We start from the raw sequence: 19984 nt of genomic DNA, 5'->3' as shown, positions 1-19984 counted from the left end.
TTGCTCAGGTTGCTAATAATTTAGCGAACCAAAAGCAAAGTGGACAAGTAGCACGCATGTCGACACTAGCGATTAATATTACTACGGTTGAAGAGGCGTTTAACCCTAATGCGGTTAAAGTGTTAACGGATAAAGACGGTTACGCTTTATATTTTTCACGTGCGACTATTCCTTATGATCGCGAGCGTTTTTTAACAAGTACGGCCAATACTAATAAAAATATCACAGCGATAGGCGATTTTTATCTACGTCATGTTGGTATTTATGCTTACCGCGCTGCTTTTATTAAAGATTATGTGAGTTGGCCTGCAAGTGCCTTAGAGCAAATCGAAGCGTTAGAGCAATTACGTGTGCTTTATCAAGGTGAAAAAATACATGTTGCCGTCGCTAATCGTCATGTTCCGGTAGAAGGCGTTGATACCCCTGAAGATTTAGCAAAAGCAAGAGCTTATGCTGCTACGTTAACGACATAACTGAGCGAAATCGCATAGCTAATTCCCGACAACATTTACCTGGCAATATTGATAAGAGAAAATTATGTACACAGTAAATTTAAATAACATGACTCAACAAGAGTTTCTAGACAAATACTGGCAAAAAAAACCAGTAATTATTCGCCAAGGCTTTAAGAACTTTCAAGATCCTATTTGCGCAGATGAAGTTGCAGGTTTAGCCATGGAAGCAGAGGTTGAGTCTCGCTTAGTACATAAAGAGGGCGATAAATGGCAAGCGGCTTTTGGCCCTTTTGAAAGCTATGAACACCTAGGCAGTGAAAATTGGTCTTTGGTTGTGCAAGCATTAGATAATTTCTCAGAAGAAGCGGCTGAAATGATTGAGGCTTTTCGCTTTTTACCGCATTGGCGCTTAGATGATTTAATGGCAAGTTTTGCCACTCCTGGTGGTAGTGTTGGTCCTCATATGGATAATTACGATGTATTTATTTGTCAAGGCTCAGGCAAGCGTCGCTGGCGTGTTGGCGATCGTGGTGAGCATGTTGAGTTTGCAGCACATGAATCATTGCTTCATGTAGAGCCTTTCGACGCCATTATTGATGAGGTGTTAGAAGCGGGTGATATCGTTTATATTCCGCCAGGTTTTCCTCATGAAGGTGTTTCACTAGACACCTCAATGAGCTTCTCAATAGGTTTTAGGGCTAATTCTGGCGTTAGCTTGATGAGCGCCTTTGCTGACCATTTAATTGATAATGATTTAGGTAAAGCGTTATTAACCGACCCAGATCGCCAAGTGGTAAAGCATAGCGGTGAAATATCGAATAACGATTTTGAAAGCCTTAAGGGACAGCTGCAAGGTTTGCTCGATAATAAAGATGTACTGAAAGGCTTTTTAGGTAACTTTTTAACGGCAGCTAAACACGAATTAGATATTATGCTACCTGATGAGCCGTTTGACTTAACTGAGGTAAGTAACTTATTAACAAGCCATGCGATTAAACGTCTTGGCGGTTTACGTGCTTTTTATTTTGAAGATACCGTTGAGCAAGGCACTTGCTATATTAATGGCACTGAACTTGAGTTTTGCCAAGATATTGCTCCAGGTGTCAAACTCTTGTGTAATCAAAGCATGATTTTTCCTGATGATTTAGGTGACATGGCATATAACGCGGCTTTTGTTGAATTAGTCGCATTATTGCTAAACCAAGGCTATTGGTATTTAGCCGAAGCAGAGTAGCTCAGGTTATTTAACCTATTTATTTAAAAATCAGGCTTTGGCCTGATTTTTTCTTTAAGGAATTTAGTTTATGCAGGTCTTTTATAATCTTTTTTTTTCTTGTAAGGTACTGTTGTTACTTAGCTTTATATTAGCTTCTTTTGATGTGAAATCTATTAATAACGAGCAAGATGTTGAAGTAAATAAAAAAGTAGAGTCAAAAACTCGCGATATTAGTCATCTTATGAGCAAAAGTGTTTTTATGTCTTACCAAGATGTTGCTGACTTTATTGAGCACTCGCCTAAAGTAACCGTTATTGTACCGGCAGCAGCGCAAGATAAAGCTGAATACGGCAACAATGTAATGAAATCATTAACGGGTACTGATTGTGATCGCGATGGAAAAATGGACGACAATAAAACTTGTAATGCAGTTTATTTAAAACTTTGGCTAAAGTATGGACGTTAATGAACTTATCATGCTCATTAACGTCAGAATCATCATTAAGTGATACTTGTACAATATAACTCAATAACTAATCCCTCTTTTAAGGTTAAGGAATAAAAATGAAAAGAACCACCACCGTTATTATGCTCATTGCTAGTTTATGTTTTGCGCCTTTGGCATCGGCTAATGCGCAAAACTCAGTTAATAACTTAGGTACTTGCATGATCGATAGCTTAAATGGCAAAGAGCGTAAGCAATTAGCACAGTGGATTTTCTTTGCGATGGCGGCTCATCCAGAAATCAAGACCTATTCAAATGTTAGTACGAAAGACTTAGCTGATAGTGATGAAAAAATAGGGGGCTTAATCACTCGTTTATTAACCGTTAATTGTCCAGAGCAATTAAAGTTAGCTAATGCGGCTGATCCACTAGCCTTACAAAAGTCGTTTGAATTAGTAGGGCAGGTTGCTATGCAAGAGCTCATGACCAATGCACAAGTTATGTCAGCACTCACCGGGTATACACAACATACCGATATTGAGAAAATTAACCAGGCGTTAATGAGTAACTAGTTTTAAGGAGCTAAGTTTTAAGTAACTAAGCTTTACCCAATAAGTTTTGGCTAAATTATAAAAAGGACTCTGGATAATTATGGGCGTTAATTTGTTTTGTATACGCAGTATCTTTATGGCGCTATTAGCCGTTATAGCGTTTAGCACCGAGGCACAATCAGTATTTAAGTGTACAGTTGATGGTGTAACCACATTTAGTCAAACCCCTTGTGATGACCAATATGAAACGATTGATGTTGATGTTTCTTCAGGTACTCCAGAGCATCAGAGTTCTTCTGCGCGCACCGAGCAACTATGTTTAGATGTTGTTTTAGCAAAAGTAGGTAGCATCCACCCAGAGTCGGCTCGAGTGACTAAAAGTGAAACGCAATGGCTGACGGATAAAAGTGGTGCTCGACAGGTTATGACTTTATATATTTATGATGAAGGCGAAGCACAGCAGTATTATCATGAGCAGGAAAGCCGCGCTAATACTGTCGCTGGGGTTGAAACAAATAATACCAGAGCAGTTAACCATGAAAATTCGACGAAAAGCCTGTCTTATTCTCCTGTTGCTAACCGTAAAAATAACAATGCAGAGCCGTTAGAAAATGAAAAGCGCTATAGCGCTAAACCATACCAATGTTTTCTTAATCACGATGGAACAGCACCCAGTAAAATTCAATACTTAGTGCTATAAACGATACGATAAACAGTACAATAAAGAACGCAACACACAATTCAATCAACAGTGTAGTAATTTTTAATTAACATACTGATTATATAAATAAAGCCATTGTTAATTTCTTAAATAAATTATAGGGTAGTAATACAAATAGTTGATATCAAGGATAGATCTCAATGCTTATAAAAAAATTACTGTCTTATTTTAGGAGTGAGCGCAACATTCCCCAGCATAGCGGCACTAGCCCCAATACAGAAGGGTCAGGTAATGAAAATATTTATCACCTTGGCTGTCAACAAAATAATATAGCGGCTAATGAGAGTGTTTGTGAGGGGGGGGTATCCAAGCACTCATTAACATCTCAACTGTTACTGTTATTTATTATTATTGGTATTAGTTATTTTGCTTACGTGAAATACTCTGCTTATCAAGATGAAAAAAAACAAACCCTCGCAGTGATAGCATCACCAAAAATAAATGATATCTACTTTATCGATTTTAGAAAACTAGGTGATGAAGTCAGTAGTCGACTTAGACCAACAGAAAAATATCGTATTGCGAAAGTGGTTGATATTACCGGTAATATTGTAACTCTCTTGTACGGTGTTTTTTATTACCAAAGACAGCACGCCGCCGTTAATAGTATTCATTATGGTCAACTACGTTATGCAGAATACTTTGAAACTAAGCGTTACGATATACCTCATCAAGAAATACTGGCTATGCATGAAAGTGAGGCCCTTTATTTAGCAAAAAGGCCTGTGCGAAATAAACTCTACGGTAACTTTGTTAGCCCCATAAAATATAAGTCCACTAACAGCTTATTTATACTTGGCAAAAAAGAAAATAGCCGAGGTGAAGGGTTTCTACAGCAAAGGTATGATGAACTCAGTGGCGAGAATGCTTTCGATGCTTTTCAACAATCCGCTAATTTGGGCTATCCACCAGGGCAAGTTAACTTAGCAACCATGTATATTAATGGTAATTTTGTTAAGCAAGACTTCACACAAGCGCTTTATTGGCTTAAAACCGCTTCATTACAGTCATACAAACCGGCTATTCTTAAATACGGTATTATTTGTAAGCAATTACCAAACTGTAATGTTTTTAATTTTTACCAAGATTTAGAGCGTTTTGGCGTTAATATTAAAGTAAGAGAGCTTGAGGTATCATCACAAAACTTAGTTAACTCGCCAAAAGATCATTAATAGCAGACTAATAGTTAACCCGAGTTTAGGTTAATTACTCCAATCAAAAGCACACGCAGCGAAATCTGGAATATAGACAATTATTTATCGTAAATACTTGTCTATATTCACCTCATCGATTTGTTCTGGCTCCATGAATTTATTAGCGTATTCTCTATAAACACCAGATGTTAAAAACAGCTCAAATAAGTCATGATCTATGTGTTGATCTAACGCAAACTTATGCAGTATATCAATTGAAACACTTAATGATTTGGCTTTTTTATAAGGTCTATCGGCTGCGGTGAGTGCCTCAAAAATATCAGCAATAACTAAAACACGCTCAGGAATCGATAAATCCTCAGCAGTCAGTTTTCTTGGATAACCAGTACCAATGAGAGTTTCATGATGGGTTGATGCATAACGAGGGACATTAGCTAGCTCTGGCGGGAAAGGTAGCTGTTCTAACATTTTAATAGTCCCAATAATATGTTCATTAATTTTATAACGATCTTCTGCAGTTAAAGTACCTCGTGAAATCGATAAGTTATATAACTCTCCTAAATTATACTGATTTTCAGGTACCGCCATTTTAATGCCTAAGTGCTTATCGTACGTTGGGGTAAGAGTTCTAGTCGTTATATGTTCAGCTTTGTCGTTAAGTAGATTTTCTCTCACGGGGAGTGTACTTTTAGCTCTTGGAGAAATTGTTGCTAAATGCTCTTCCTCAACGGGAGATAGCCCTATGCGATCATCAAAGTTTCGCTGCCAAGTGATAGTTGATAATTGCTTGAGCCGCTCAACTTTATCATCGCTCATAAACTCCCCACCAACATTTGATGTGGCAATAAAGGTAAAGTCGTTTTGTAGTGTATTTTGTTGCTCAAGCAACTTAGCATTGAGCTGCTCTTTATTGTCAGGGGACTCGATTAATGCTTGATAATAGCGTATTTCTGCATCTCGCCATAACACCTCAAAGCGCATTCTAACTTCATGAATACGATTGTATATACACTCAAGCTTTGAGCCTTTATCAACAATATGCTCAGGCGTTATTATTTTCCCGCAATCGTGTAACCAAGCGGCAATTTTAAATTCGCGATATTGTGCTGGTGTTTCAAAATTAAAGCTATTGAATACTGAGCCTGTATCAGCAGCTGCTGCGTCAGCAAGCATAAACCCTAGCTCAGGTACTCTATTACAGTGTCCGCCAGTATAAGGAGACTTTTCATCAATAGTATTAGCAATAAGTTGAATAAATGAGTCCATCAGCTCTTCTTGCTTTTTTTCGTGCTCTTTAATTGCGCTTGCCATATCCACTAATGAAAGTGCTAATGCATCAATCTCCTTAATATGACTAACCACACGATTAACCTGATCATATTGGCGATTTTTAATCTTGTCATTTTCAATGGCGAGTATTTTAATCGGGTGAACGATTGGACTAGAAAAAAACCAGCTAATAGGCAAAATCAACAATAAACACAGGGTAGTAATAATGATCGATACTTTTACTTTATCAATGCTTGAGGCAAAAATAGTAGTACTAGGTACTATAATCGCTAAAAATTCAGTTTCAGCCTGGTTAACCGGCATTAAATAAATAAAGCTATCAACCTCTTTAATTGTAATAGGTAATAGTTTGCCAAAAGTTTCAGGCTCTTTGGCTAATTGTAATAACTCAGCATAAGGCACAACCGCTAGTTCCGAGCTTGTTGAGTTAATGGCATCGAGACTGAGCCACTTCTGAGCGAGTGCTAATTTTTGTTCGGGTGTTATTGCTGCGATGGCGCGGTTGATAATGGCCATTAATGCTGTTTCAGAGTGTTTTAAAACAAAATGCAATGAGGGAGTTACCGTGGCAGGTAAAAAGTTAATATTCTGATGATATTGAATATTATTAATAAAGAATTGCTTTTGAATATAACGGAAAACGGCTTCGTTATCTAAGCCTGCGAACACCTCATTACGTGATACCGCATTTAACACTGCTTTAGTTGAAGGGTATAGAACAATTTCAATATTAGGGAAATACTGCTCTATCGTTCTGATAATTGACCAGCCATCTGGTATGGCTAATTTTTTGCCATTTAACTGCGCTATATTGTTAATTACAGCGTTGTTTTCTGATGTAATAATAGCAAAAGGAAGCTCAAGAAAACTTGAGGAGAGTAGTCCTTTTTTTTGGTTAATAGGGTTATTAAAAACAGGTTGTAATATATCAATACTACCACTTTCAAAGCCGTAGACTAATTCAGGCCAAGTAAAGCCATTAACATACTCAAAGTTTAAACCTGTCATTTGGTTTATTAAGGTTAAGGCGTCAATACTATAACCGTAAGGGGTTCCCGCTATAGAAAAATCGACAGGTGCCCAGTCAAATTCGTTAGAAACTTTTAAGGAGGGGGTATTGTTAATCAGTATTTTTTCTTCAGGAGTGAGTGTTATCTTAGGTGAATTTTTTAAAGCATTTTGTGTTTGTTTTTTTTGATTACTAGCGATTATCTCGCCCGTTTTTTGAAATAAATAAATTTCTTTATCGCTAACCCCTGTGTTATTGAGTCCTTGCTCAGTTAAGTACTCTTCAAACGACGACAGAGCAATATCTATGGCAAAGACTGTTTCTGTATTAGGGATCTTTGCTGAGTAAGTTTGCCCTGGAGCTTGCAAATTTTGAAATAAATATGGCTCTGTTTTTGATACTTTTCCCGTTTTTGCATCTTGATACCATAAACGAGATCTTACATCATAATCGCTTGGCTCCTCAGTGATGGCTCTAGAGCTTAAGTCGCTATGTAGATAGTTAAGTCGCCTTTTTCTTTGGTGATTAACATCTGAAACAGTAACGAGCACCCAACGATCTTCTGGTAGCGCATTAAATTGTGAGCGAATAATAGGGCTAGCGTTTAAATTAACCAACTCATAAAAGTCACCATTGCCAAAACCAAGGTACACCGCATAGAAAGTATTGTTATTTTTTAACATTTCGATGAACATTGAAAGAGTTGAACTACTCGCAGCGTTGCCATTTACTAAATCAGTAAATTGAGCAAACATTCGAGTAACATCTTCCGCTCTTTGGTCTACTGCATGTAAGTGCTGAGTAGTATTTTGACTGGTTAATGAAAAGAGCTGGCTCGCTGACTCGGTCGCCATATTTTTACTAAAATGATATTGCAAACTAATGGCAATGGTTGCTGTAACTATGGTGGCTAAGATAAAAATACTAACGACAGTGAATCTTATGGTGTGTTTTTGTATTCTCTTTAAGCGTGATAGCTTAAATAAACGCATAGTTAGTCCTTTATGTATAAGGTTAAATGCAGGCACATTAATAAGTTAGCCTACATAATCGATAATTAACAGTTTCCCTGAATATTATTTTGTGGTTTATTTTTGCCTTATTGTTGCTTGTTTGGCGTTATTACGGATAATGTCGGTTTATTCTTACTAGAGGGCAATGCAAACCTATGCGTCTTGATAAATTTATTTGTAAAAGCACTGAGTTAACAAGAACAGAAGCAAAAAAACTACTGAAAAGTGGTGAGGTGCGAGTAAATGGCGAGATTGCAAAAAATGCAGCAATGCAGGTTCATGAGAATAATACTATTACCATTGATGGCAATATACTAACCGCACGTAGCTCGCGTTATATTATGCTCCATAAAGTCGCGGATACTATTTGTTCAAATGTCGATGAGATTTACCCGTCTGTACTACATTATGTTGAAGTAGATAAAGCGTTTGATTTACATATTGCCGGACGTCTTGATGCTGATACTACAGGTTTAGTATTACTCACTGATGATGGACGCTGGTCACATAATGTGATTTCTCCAAAGAAAGATTGTCCGAAAACCTATCGAGTATGGCTAAGAAACCCAATCAGTGAGGAAAAGTACCCCGAATTGGTCGCGCACTTTACCCAAGGTATTCAGCTACAAGGTGAAGCTAATTTAACAAAGCCCGCTATTTTGCAATTAGTTAATGAGAATGAAACAGCACAAGAAGTTTTACTCACTATTACTGAAGGTAAGTACCACCAAGTAAAGCGAATGTTTGCAGCTGTTGGTAATCGTGTCGTTGGTTTGCATCGCGAACAAATTAGCTCACTAACCTTAGGTGATTTAGCGCCAGGGGAGTGGCGCTATTTAACCGCTGAAGAAGTTGCTTTATTCAGTTAACTTGAGCGTGGCTAACAAGCCTCTCTTATTCAGGTTATTTATTTTTTGGTGGATTTAAGGCGTTGAACTTAGCCATTTGCTCTTCAGTAGCAGGCAGTTGATGTTTTTCTTTCCATTGACTATAAGGCATTCCATAAACTTGCTCACGAGCAGTTTCTATATCTACATTTACGCCTAGTTTTTCAGCTTCTGCGACGGTCCACTTACTAAAGCAGTTACGACAAAAACCTGCTAAGTTCATTAGCTCAATATTTTGTACATCTTTTCTGCTATCTAAGTGTGCGAGTAAGCGGCGAAAAACGGCGGCTTGAATTTCAATTTCTTTATCCACAATATTACCTATATTAGTAGTTATTTTTTAGTGAGGCTGTTTTAGTTTTATTAGCGCACAGCTTGAGTAACCGCTTCTGCTTCGGGTTTAGTTGGATCAAAGCGCCTTATTTGCACAACCATACCAATATATGGGTGGTCAAAATAGTGTACTTCTCCAGTGATCACCCGTCTATCTTGACTAAAGTTAGTGACATACGCTTTGCTAAGAGAAGTATCTTGTTTGTTATATGCCGATAGGGTGTTGCTCTGACCGAGAATATTAAAATCAGCCGTAATATATAAGTAATGATCCAAATGTACTTTGAAAAAACCATCTAAAAACCAAGGCTGAAGCGGAGGTGTTACTAAGTTATTTTGCTCTTCAATGTTTAGCTGTTTGCTATTATGACTAGTTTTAGTGATTAAGCTTGAAATAGCCATGTTATCTACGGTATCTAGTTCCGCCATAATAGCGTTAAGTGCTTGGTTCACTTTAGCTTGTGCGAACGTTTGTTCATTAAACTGGCTTGGTTCGCCTTCAGCGTTTGGCTGGGGATTAACAGCAGTACTTAAGTTAACACTGTTAAGTTCATCTCGTGCTTGTTGGTAACGCATTTCGCTATATTTTTTCTGGTACGGCTGAGTTAAGTTTTCACCGGCATAAAACGTCATCGGGATAGAGCTATTGCGCGTAACTGCTATTTGTCGCCAGCCTAAATGCAGTAATGGTCTGAAATTTTTACTCCACCTTAAGCGTTGAGTTATATCGCCTAAACGTAATGCTTCTTTGTTGATTAAATAAGGAGTATCGCTATCGTGCGGGTGTATGCCATCAATTACTCTAGGTACGCTATCAACAGGAAAGCCGTTGTAGTTGAATGCTAGCAGCTGCTCAGCGGGTAATATTGTTTGAAAGTGACTTTGAGGAATTTGACAAAGCTGTTTATTGGTAAACCCTAAATACGAGGTATAGTTTTTAAAAACAGAATTATCAATATGTTGTTCGGCTTGAGCAACTAAGTCAGCCACTTTAGCTAACTCGGCTACTGTTAAGTTATCATCACTATTATTTGTGGTATCGTTAACTTCCGCTTCGTTAACTTCCACCTCGCTAACTTGAATCTTGTTTAAGGTGTCATTACTGGTAATAAAAGTATTGTTGTCTGTTTCCAGAGCACTGAGCGCTTCATCACCTTGGAATAAGCTTTCTTGCTGCTCAATATCTTTGAGTGATTTAATTGGCATTAATTCGGGCAATGTAATGGCTTGAGTAAGCGGCATTTGTTGGTTAATACTTTCACTTAACTTTAATGTGCTCAGCGCTGCATTTTGGTTAAACATTGATGATTGGCTAAGCGGTACATTATTTGAGTGGCAATAAGGAAGCTGTTGCTTTAAAGCGGATATATCTGGCTGTAAATAAGGCGTTAGTAAATCAAACGAACGTGCATAATTTGGTAGCTCAGTATTAACAAATTGCTCTTTAATTAAGCTTTTATCACCAAGTTGTTTAAATAAAATGACTTCTACTTCAAACCAACGTGGCGCTTTTTCACTTTGCGCATAGGCCGGTAAACCGATAGCGGTTAGCCCAGCGCTAAGCGCCAATGAAGCAAGGGCTGAATTTAGCGATAATTTAGTTTTCATTAAAAGTAGCACCTATTATGGTTAGTCAAAGTAAAGCTTATGTCGATTGCGTTGCACATATTAGCTTGATAGCTCACTGAGTATATTTGTCACTAATGTAAAGCGAGCTTGAGCGTCTTCATTCGCGCGAATGAACTTTAATTTATTTGCCCCTGCCATTTTATAAACCGCAGGCTGTTTTTGGATTAACGCGATAATTTTCATTGGCTCTACTTGCGTGTTATCACTAAATTCTATTGAGCCGCCACTAGCACTTGCTTCAATACGTGAAATACCAATATTTTGAGCTTTTAAGCGCAGTTTAGCAATATGTATTAAATTCTTTGTTGGTTGCGGCAATAAACCAAAGCGATCAATGAGTTCAACTTGAATGTCGTCTAACTCTCTTTTGCTCTTACAGCTAGCAATGCGCTTGTATAAGCTTAAGCGTAAACTAACATCAAAAATATAATCATCAGGTAATAATGCCGGTACTCGTAGCTCTATTTCGGTTTGTGCTGACATTACTTGGTCTAAGGTTAACTGTTTGCCTTCTTTTAAAGCTGCAACTGCTTGGTCAAGCATTTCCATGTATAAGCTAAAGCCTACTTGGCTCATGGAACCACTTTGGTCTTCACCCAGTAGCTCACCGGCACCACGAATTTCTAAATCGTGTGTGGCCAAGGTAAAGCCAGCGCCTAAATCTTCAAGGGAGGCAATAGCTTCTAAGCGCTTTTTCGCATCTTTGGTCATGCGCTTTTCATGCGGTGTCAGTAAATAAGCATAAGCCTGATGATGAGAGCGACCAACACGACCTCTAAGTTGATGTAATTGCGCCAAACCTAAATGATCGGCACGCTCCATAATAATGGTATTAGCATTGGGTACATCAATGCCTGTTTCAATAATAGTGGTACAAACGATGACATTAAAGCGTTGATGATAAAAATCACTCATAATGCGCTCGAGTTCACGTTCACGCATTTGGCCATGTGCCGTAACTACTCGTGCCTCAGGTACTAAGGTTTGAATCGCCGCGGCAGTTTTCTCAATGGTATCGACATTGTTATGTAAAAAATAAACTTGTCCGCCGCGTAAAGTCTCACGCAAAATAGCTTCACGAATAAGCGCTTCATCATGCTCTCTAACAAAGGTTTTTACCGCAAGACGTTTGGCTGGCGGTGTGGCAATAATAGATAGGTCGCGCATGCCGCCCATGGCCATATTTAAGGTTCGCGGTATCGGGGTCGCCGTTAGCGTTAAAATATCGACATTACTACGCAATTGTTTGATTTTTTCTTTTTGTTTAACACCAAAACGGTGTTCTTCATCAACGACTAATAATCCTAAATCTTTATATTTAATGCTATTTTGTAATAGCTTATGAGTGCCAATTAAAACGTCTACTTGTCCTGACTCAACGCGAGTTACAATTTCTTTTTGCTCTTTAGGCGTTTTAAAGCGAGAAAGCACTTCAATACTTACTGGCCAGTTGGCAAATCGGTCTTTAAAGTTTTCATAATGCTGCTGAGCAAGTAGGGTGGTTGGTACCAAAATAGCGACTTGCTTATTGTCGTTTACTGCCACAAAAGCTGCGCGCATTGCGACTTCTGTTTTACCAAAACCGACATCGCCACACACTAATCGGTCCATGGTTTTATGCGATAACATATCACTGACCACGGCGTTAATCGCTTGCTTTTGATCGAAAGTTTCTTCAAAACCAAAGCTATCACAAAATGCTTGGTAGTCTTGTTTATCACGTTTAAAGGTATAGCCATGGTTACTAGCACGTTTAGCATATATATCGAGCAATTCAGCGGCAACATCGCGTACTTTTTCTGCGGCTTTTTGTTTCGCCTTACTCCACGTATCAGTGCCAAGTTTATGTAAAGGAGCATTATCACTATCGCTACCCGAATAACGACCAATTAAGTGTAGGGAAGCTACCGGCACATAAAGTTTGGCTTCGCTGGCATAACTAAGTACTAAAAACTCGGTAGTAATGCCGCCATTTTCTATGGTTTGTAAACCTAAATAGCGGCCTATGCCGTGTTCAATATGAACAACAGGTTGTCCTATAGAAAGCTCGGCAAGATTTTTAAATAGTGCGTCTGCTTGTAAGTCTTGTGCTTTACTGCGGCGTCTAGCTTGTGATACATGATCGCCTAATAACTCTGCCTCAGTTACTAGCGCAATGGCATTTTTTACGCTGCTACCTTTTGCTTGAAAGGTAAAGCCTTGATTTAAGCGATTAACCGTGATGCCTAGGTTTTCATTAGAGTTAACAAAGTCATCAATAGAGTTAAACTGCGCGGGTTTAATGTTATCGCGCTCAAGTAACTCTAAAACACTTTCTCGTCGGCCTTGGCTTTGCGCGATAAAAAGCACTTTGCTGGGAGTTTCTTTGCTACTAATAAAGTGGTTAATGAGTTCAAATGGCTGTTTAAGTTTATGGTTAACGGTTAAGTCGGGCAGAGGAAGTACGTCAAAGCAAATATCGCTGCTTTTACTTTTACTCAGCTCAGCGTCAATATCAAGAGCAGCCTGTTTAGTAATGTTTTCAATGGTGATGCGATCAAAAGGTTTTAGCGCGCTATACAGATCGTCCGTATCTAAAAATAAATGTTTCGGAGGAAGTAACGGTCGCGTTGGATCATAACGCCTGTTTTCATAGCGATATTCAATGTCTAACCAGTACTGTGTTAATGCCGGCTCTATATCGCCACTGACCACAATTAAAGTGTTATCAGTTAAATAGTCACATAACGTACTGGTGCCATAGTCATTATTAGGGCCATTGTCGGTATTTTGGCTGAAAAATAGTGGCAGGTAATACTCAATACCGGGCGGTAAAATTCCATTGCTTACTTGATGATAAATTGATTCTTTGTGAATGTTACCGCTAAACTGTTCACGGTATTGACTACGAAATAGCGCAATACCAGCTTCATCAATTGGAAACTCGTGTGCAGGTAATAAATTGATGGCCGCAACTTTGTCTTTAGAGCGCTGGCTTTCGGGGTCAAATAAACGTATTTCTTCAATTTCGTCGTCAAAAAAGTCTAAACGAAATGGCGCATTGCTGCCCATAGGGTATAAATCTAGAATAGCACCACGGGCTGAAAATTCACCATGCTCCATGACTTGGTCAACACAGCGATAGCCACTAGCTTCAAGGTTTTGTCGTAATTGATGTAGGTCTTTTTTATCGCCTTGCTTCACTATTAAACTATTTTGTTCAATATAACTTTTAGGAGCAAGTTTTTGTACCAAAGTGGTCACGGGCACAATAATAATGCCTTTTTCCATACGTGATAACTGGTATAAGGTTGCTAAACGCTGTGAAATAATATCTTGGTGCGGTGAAAAGTTATCGTAAGGCAAAGTTTCCCAGTCAGGAAATAAATATACGGTTGGTTGACTGGTATCAAGCGCTTTTTTATTACGATCATTAGCATTACGTATTAGCGATTTTAGCTCTTGTTCAAAACGTAACGCTGAAGGCGTGTCATGGGTAATTAATAAAATAGGTGTAGTGGCTGTTTTAGCAGCTTGATAGAGCGCGAGGCTACTACTGCTACCGTAAAGATTTTTCCAATTCTTTTTATCAGGGGTTTTGCCTTTACGCTGCGCTATTATCGGGCTTAACAGGTTACTTACTTTACTCATGACATCCTTACGTTATGCTTAATTAATCGACGCTTTAGTACGATATTATTCGAAATTATCACTATTCTAATTAAGCTCACTGCAAAGCGCTAGTCACAATCGGCTTATTATTCAATTGCCTTATGAATACTATTAAGTTATCGTAATGATAATCATTATTAATGGGGTTTTGTTTTTAAGAGGATGATGGAAAATATGAGGGATAAATCATTCAAGACGCTAACAAGTAGTATCGTTTTTACCCAGTTTGCCGTTCAAACACCAGCAATCAATGCGCTTCGTGAAAAAGTTAGGTTTGCTAGTGATGCGAACAACCCGCAAGTTTTAATGTTTTGGTTAAATGCAGAGCAAGCGTTAGTAGTCAATGCAGATCATTCTTGTCGCCAGTTGTATCAAGCACAATTTTACTTATTACTTGACGCGATCAACGACACCTTATTGCCAGGTCATTGGCGTGCATTGTGCTTAGATAACATATATCAGCCATTATTAGCACTACAGCGCTTGAGTGATTGCACCGATACTAAAAAGCAGTTACGCCATTTATGGTTAGAGTTAAATATTACCCGTCACTATTTTTTATAGCCCATAATTTTATGAACATAATCAAATTATTAGTATTAAATAACATAAGAGAAATTTATGACAACACGTATTGAAAAAGACAGCATGGGTGAACTATTAGTGCCCAAATCCGCTTTGTATGGCGCACAAACACAAAGAGCTGTAAATAACTTCCCAGTGAGTGGTCAGCGTATGCCAGCAGAGTTTATTCGAGCATTATTATTGGTTAAGTCATCGGCAGCAGCGGCAAATATTACATTAGGCTTATTACCTGAGCATATCGGGCAAGCTATTATTGCCTCGGTGAAAAAGCTATTAGTTAGTGATGATTTACTTGAACATTTCCCGGTTGATGTTTTTCAAACTGGCTCTGGGACAAGTTCAAATATGAATGCGAATGAGGTGATTGCACATTTAGCCAGTGAACTCATTGGCGAACCCGTAGGGGCGAATGATCATGTTAACTTTGGTCAAAGCAGTAATGATGTCATTCCCAGCAGTATTCATATTAGTGCTGCAATTAGTGTTGAAAAAAAATTATTACCCGCATTAGAGCTGTTAAAGCAAACCATTGAAGTAAAAGCACAAGAGCTTGATTGTTATGTGAAAACGGGGCGAACTCATTTAATGGATGCTATGCCAGTACGCTTTAGTCAGAGTTTACTCAGTTGGGCTAGTCAAATAGAACAAAATATTAGCTTGTTACAGAGCTTACAACCCAAACTACAGTTGCTGGCGCAAGGCGGCACTGCGGTTGGTACCGGCATTAACGCTCATATTGAGTTTGCCGATGAATTTGCACGCCAGCTAAGCCGAAATACAGGCTTGCATTTTAGAGCTGCAGATAACTTTTTTGCTCTTATTGGCACGCAAGATACTGCGGTGGCTTTATCGGGGCAATTAAAAAATATTGCGGTGTCAATTATGAAAATTGCTAATGATTTGCGCTGGATGAATTCAGGTCCATTAGCAGGGTTAGGTGAAATAGAGTTAGAAGCACTACAACCAGGCTCGTCAATTATGCCGGGTAAAGTTAATCCGGTTATTCCTGAGGCAGCGGCTATGGTTGCAGCGCAGGTTATTGGTAATGATAGTGCTATTACTATTGGTGGTCAGTCGGGTAACTTTGAGCTGAATGTTATGCTACCGATGATAGCGAATAACTTACTCAGTAGTACTAAACTATTAACCAATATCAGCGTGCTCCTTGCCGAAAAAGCGATAGCGAGCTTTACCGTACGTCCTGAAAACCTCAATGCAGCTTTGGCTAAAAATCCTATTCTAGTGACCGCGCTTAACCCTTTAATCGGTTATGAAAAGGCAGCTGAAATAGCCAAGTTAGCTTATAAAGAAAATCGACCAATTATTGATGTTGCTGCTGAAAACACTGATATATCTCGATCAGAGTTAGCAGTATTGCTCGAACCAACTAAATTAACTTATGGCGGATTATAAGACGAGAAAAACTAAGACTGTAATGAAATGATGACAACGTATAAACGGGCTTTTAATTGGCACTACTTTTATTATTGTTAGTGAATTGTTAATGAATTACTATGAGGTTAATCAACTTGCATGTAGTAATAATATACAATGCTTAATAAGCTAACGGTTTGATTAGTTCAGGTTAGCTCAGTTAGTTATATTTAATTCGTTATTTAAAATGGAAAAAAAATATGTTGTTAAATCAATCACCTCATAGAAGTTCATTGGTACTTTCATTAGCTATATCGTTAGCTTTACTTAGTGGTTGTGGTGGCTCTGGTGGCGGCGAGAGTAACGCGGTAACCAATACCAAAACCACGGTAACAGAAACCACTTGGGTTAAAGGCAACTTTAACTCAGCAAGCTCCTTTGCTGCACGTTGTGAAAATCCGCGCTCTGGTGCTAGTCCAATTACTGGTGAAGCCTACCCCGATAAAGCGGGTAGCGAGTTATTAGAGAAATTTTGGCAACGTAGTTTTACCAATGAAACTTATCTTTGGTACCAAGATGTAATTGATCAAGATCCTAATAATTTCAGTTTAGTTGAGTACTTTGACCAATTAAAAACTATGGAAGTGACTGACTCAGGCGCGTTAAAAGATCAATTTCATTGGATGGAGCCTACCAGTGGTGTTGAAGAACGCTCACAACTTGGTGTTACTTACGGCTACGGCATTAGCTATGATAGACAGCAAACTCAAATTACCCCAAGGAAATGGGTCGTTAAAAATGTTACTCCAGAAACACAAGCGGCATTGCAAGGCGTTTCTCGTGGTTCTACCTTACTTGAAATTGACGGAGCTGACTTTGTTAACGGTACTTCAGAGGCTGAATTAGACGCCATCAATGCTGGCCTATCAAGTCAAGTTGAAGGTGAGGAACATACTTTTAAATTTGCTGATATAAACGGTAGTGAATATGAAGTGACTTTAGCTACAGCGGCTATTAGTGGCATACCTGTGCAAATTGCGAAAACCATTGACACCCCACAAGGCAAAGTCGGTTACTTCCTATTTAATACCTTTGGTAATGCCACTGCTGAAAAAGATCTATTTGATAGTTTTACCCAGTTTAAAGAGGATAATATCACTGACCTAGTGGTTGATTTACGCTATAACGGCGGCGGCTTCTTAGCACTATCTTCACAACTTGCCTATATGGTTGCGGGTAAAGAGGCAACTCAAGGAAAAACCTACGATAGACTCATTTATAACGATAAGTTATCAGCTGATAATAGAAATATTGGTTTTTATGATACCACTATTGATTTAAGACGCTTAATTGGCGGTGATAGCATTATTAGCGCTAACCAACCGTTACCAACTTTAGATTTATCACGTGTTTACGTATTAACTACCGGTTCATCGTGTTCGGCAAGCGAATCTTTTATGAATTCATTAAGAGGTATTGATGTTGAAGTGATTCAAATTGGTGAAACTACCTGTGGTAAGCCTTATGGTTTCGTTAGTGAAGACAACTGTGGTTCAACCTACTTTACCGTGCAGTTTAGAGGTGAAAACCATAAAGGTTTTGGTGACTACGCTGATGGTTTTATACCTGCTACTCTTCCTGAAGCAGGAAAGCTAGCCCAAGTGCAAGGTTGTCCTATTAAAGAAGATTATTTACATGCGCTAGGTGATGAGCAAGAGCTGTTATTATCAAGTGCGCTTTATTATCAAGTAAATAATACCTGTCCAGAAATAATTGAGAGTGTATCGTTACATACGGGAAGTTTGCATGGTGTTGGTGTTTACAATAAGTCACAACAAGTTATTGAAAACTCTGCGGAGCAACGCATTAAGGTTCGCTCACCATTACAAAACGCCATTATTGATGATATCTACTATGATAAATTCCGTAATGTAGGAGCTAAAGCAAATGCTGAAAAATAAAAGCTTACTTTCTAGTGCGGTGTTGGTAGCAGGGTTATCTGCGTGTAGTTCAAACGCGGTTGAGCCAGTACCTGCCATTTTACCTGCCGATAGCAGTGAAGCTCGTGCTGAAATCATTGAGATTGTCAGTAACGCTTTAGGCGGTAAAAAAGTATCTATTGCTCAAGATGTTTTTCAAGAGTCGAGCCGCTTATTACTTGGTCCTAAGCCAGTAACAGCACCAAACGGTGTCACGGTTTATAATTCAAACCCAGCACCCGCGTTAGTGTTTGAATTAATCAAACGAGGTGATAACTGTTTAATCAGACGTCTTGATACCATGGAAACGTGGCCGTTAACTACTCAGTTATGCGTTAAACGCCAAGCTATTAAGTAACTAGTTAACAGAAACAGTGTAAGCTTTTTTTAGTTTACTCTAACAGCAAAAGTCCAAAATATACTGCGTGGCAATGGTGCGCGTTAATGGTTTTGGACTTTTTTTTGTGTATAAATAACTGTTTAAAAAATGTAAGAAGTGATGTTGTTCGCTTGGTGATTGGTTAAATAACTGTCATGATAATAAGCGACTTGAAGAGCATTTTTTATTGAATATTATCAGCTAATTAAAAGGAATAATTATGGCGGCATCAGCTTCGTCTTCGCTTACGTTTATTATTGCATTTTGGGCAATTTCTCAAACCGCTTTAGCAATGTCATCGGGCGACCAACTAACTGACAACAGTCAAAAGGTAACAGTCGCTCAGGCTAGCTCTTTATTATTTTACCCTGAGAAAAAGGCGACAGCCTTGGTTAGTAGTATTAATCATGCAAAAGTTCCAGCACAAATTGCAGCGCAGGTGCTTAGTGTTAATGTGCAGTTAGGTAGCTCAGTTAATCAAGGGCAAGTATTAGTTAACTTAGACTGCCAAGATAAAACTATTTATCTGGCTAAACAAAAATCACAACTTGCAACAACACAAGCTCAGCTACAATTGGCAAAACGTAACTTTGAACGTTCAGTACAGCTGAAAAAAGATGGTCATATTGGCGAAGCAGAGCTAGATGAAAGTGAAATAAAAGTTACTGTTACTCAAGAGCAAGTTAACCAAGTAATACAAGAAAAAAAATCTGCAGAGCTTGCAGTACAACGTTGTCAAGTTGTAGCGCCTTTTAATGGTATGGTTACTGAACGTATGGTCAATGAAGGGGATTATGTCAATACAGGAGACCCCTTAGTTAAAGTGCTCGAGCAAGACAACCTTGAAATAGCAGCGCAAATACCAATTGACCAAATGAAAAGTCTTGCTCAAGCAGGCGCCTATTACTTTATTAACAATGAGAGCAAATACCCGATAAACATTAAGCATGTTGTTAATTTTGTTGCCAGCAATAGCCGCTCGCAAGTGGTTACCTTTACCATAAGCCCGAAAGAGCATGAAGCGATTCTAGCCGGAATGAATGGTATGGTTAGTTGGCAAAGTAAGCGCAGTTACCTACCTGCACACTTGTTGACTCAACGCCATGGTCAATACGGTATTTTTGTGGTTACTAAAAAAGCAGGAACTGAAGTTAATACCGCTAAGTTTATTGCCCTACCTAATGCTCAAGAGGGGCGACCTTTTGAGTTAGTACTTGATAATAATCAAACCGTAATTGTAGATGGCAGACATCGTGTTAATGACGGTATGGCTGTTACTTTTAATAATGCTAAGCAACAGCTTAAGTGAGAAT

The 19984-nt window shown here is 38.6% G+C and carries 16 protein-coding genes; 12 read left to right on the top strand and 4 right to left on the bottom strand.

Features of this window, described 5'->3' with window-relative positions:
• The 6 genes from kdsB to KO495_RS02010 form a co-directional block, all read left to right on the top strand.
• Positions 1–473 (top strand): 3-deoxy-manno-octulosonate cytidylyltransferase (kdsB, locus tag KO495_RS02035; RefSeq protein ID WP_215978738.1); only part of this gene is annotated, 473 nt, incomplete at its 5' end.
• 64 nt (positions 474–537) lie between these two features.
• A complete protein-coding gene (locus tag KO495_RS02030; protein WP_215978737.1) occupies positions 538–1689 on the top strand; it encodes a cupin domain-containing protein in 1152 nt (383 codons plus the stop codon).
• A 145-nt stretch (positions 1690–1834) separates the two neighbouring features.
• Complete coding sequence (locus tag KO495_RS02025) at positions 1835–2137, top strand: hypothetical protein (RefSeq protein WP_215978736.1); 303 nt, start codon at positions 1835–1837, stop codon at positions 2135–2137.
• Positions 2138–2235: 98 nt separating this feature from the next.
• Positions 2236–2688: a hypothetical protein gene (locus KO495_RS02020; RefSeq protein ID WP_215978735.1), complete on the top strand. Its 453-nt coding sequence runs from the start codon at positions 2236–2238 to the stop codon at positions 2686–2688.
• A gap of 115 nt (positions 2689–2803) precedes the next feature.
• The gene (locus KO495_RS02015; RefSeq protein WP_215978734.1) at positions 2804–3367 is read left to right on the top strand and encodes a DUF4124 domain-containing protein; all 564 of its coding nucleotides are present in this window, start codon (positions 2804–2806) and stop codon (positions 3365–3367) included.
• A 161-nt stretch (positions 3368–3528) separates the two neighbouring features.
• Positions 3529–4560, top strand: coding sequence for a sel1 repeat family protein (locus KO495_RS02010; RefSeq protein WP_215978733.1), 1032 nt, complete (start codon positions 3529–3531; stop codon positions 4558–4560).
• A gap of 84 nt (positions 4561–4644) precedes the next feature.
• Here KO495_RS02010 and KO495_RS02005 read toward each other — a convergent pair whose 3' ends face one another.
• On the bottom strand, positions 4645–7833 hold the full coding sequence (locus tag KO495_RS02005; protein WP_215978732.1) for an HD domain-containing phosphohydrolase: 3189 nt from the start codon (positions 7831–7833) through the stop codon (positions 4645–4647).
• Between the two features lie 176 nt (positions 7834–8009).
• Between KO495_RS02005 and KO495_RS02000 the strand changes: the two genes are divergently transcribed.
• A complete protein-coding gene (locus tag KO495_RS02000) occupies positions 8010–8723 on the top strand; it encodes a pseudouridine synthase (RefSeq protein ID WP_215978731.1) in 714 nt (237 codons plus the stop codon).
• A 34-nt stretch (positions 8724–8757) separates the two neighbouring features.
• On the opposite strand, the gene KO495_RS01995 is transcribed toward KO495_RS02000, so the two are convergent.
• The 3 genes from KO495_RS01995 to mfd are packed head-to-tail and all read right to left on the bottom strand — an operon-like array spanning position 8758 to position 14333.
• Positions 8758–9054, bottom strand: coding sequence for a DUF1244 domain-containing protein (locus KO495_RS01995; RefSeq protein ID WP_215978730.1), 297 nt, complete (start codon positions 9052–9054; stop codon positions 8758–8760).
• Positions 9055–9104: 50 nt separating this feature from the next.
• On the bottom strand, positions 9105–10682 hold the full coding sequence (locus KO495_RS01990; protein ID WP_215978729.1) for a CsiV family protein: 1578 nt from the start codon (positions 10680–10682) through the stop codon (positions 9105–9107).
• A gap of 60 nt (positions 10683–10742) precedes the next feature.
• Positions 10743–14333 carry a transcription-repair coupling factor gene (gene mfd, locus KO495_RS01985; protein ID WP_215978728.1) on the bottom strand — a complete coding sequence of 1197 codons (3591 nt, stop codon included), beginning with the start codon at positions 14331–14333 and terminating at the stop codon, positions 10743–10745.
• A 195-nt stretch (positions 14334–14528) separates the two neighbouring features.
• Here mfd and KO495_RS01980 point away from each other — a divergent pair, with 195 nt between their 5' ends.
• The 5 genes from KO495_RS01980 (at position 14529) to KO495_RS01960 (ending at position 19980) form a co-directional block, all read left to right on the top strand.
• On the top strand, positions 14529–14918 hold the full coding sequence (locus KO495_RS01980; RefSeq protein ID WP_215978727.1) for a hypothetical protein: 390 nt from the start codon (positions 14529–14531) through the stop codon (positions 14916–14918).
• A gap of 57 nt (positions 14919–14975) precedes the next feature.
• Positions 14976–16352, top strand: a complete 1377-nt coding sequence (locus KO495_RS01975; RefSeq protein WP_215978726.1) for a class II fumarate hydratase — start codon at positions 14976–14978, stop codon at positions 16350–16352.
• Positions 16353–16573: 221 nt separating this feature from the next.
• Positions 16574–18274, top strand: a complete 1701-nt coding sequence (locus tag KO495_RS01970) for a S41 family peptidase (RefSeq protein ID WP_215978725.1) — start codon at positions 16574–16576, stop codon at positions 18272–18274.
• Positions 18261–18650 carry a hypothetical protein gene (locus KO495_RS01965; RefSeq protein WP_215978724.1) on the top strand — a complete coding sequence of 130 codons (390 nt, stop codon included), beginning with the start codon at positions 18261–18263 and terminating at the stop codon, positions 18648–18650. Before KO495_RS01970 ends, KO495_RS01965 begins: the two co-directional genes overlap by 14 nt.
• A gap of 241 nt (positions 18651–18891) precedes the next feature.
• Complete coding sequence (locus KO495_RS01960; protein ID WP_215978723.1) at positions 18892–19980, top strand: efflux RND transporter periplasmic adaptor subunit; 1089 nt, start codon at positions 18892–18894, stop codon at positions 19978–19980.
• Positions 19981–19984: the final 4 nt, after the last annotated feature.

Origin of the sequence: Colwellia sp. D2M02, assembly GCF_018860755.1 — a bacterium.
In the GTDB taxonomy this organism is placed as follows: domain Bacteria; phylum Pseudomonadota; class Gammaproteobacteria; order Enterobacterales; family Alteromonadaceae; genus Colwellia; species Colwellia asteriadis.
Note: the sequence above shows the minus strand (reverse complement) of the source record. Positions and strands in the feature narration are given on the sequence as shown.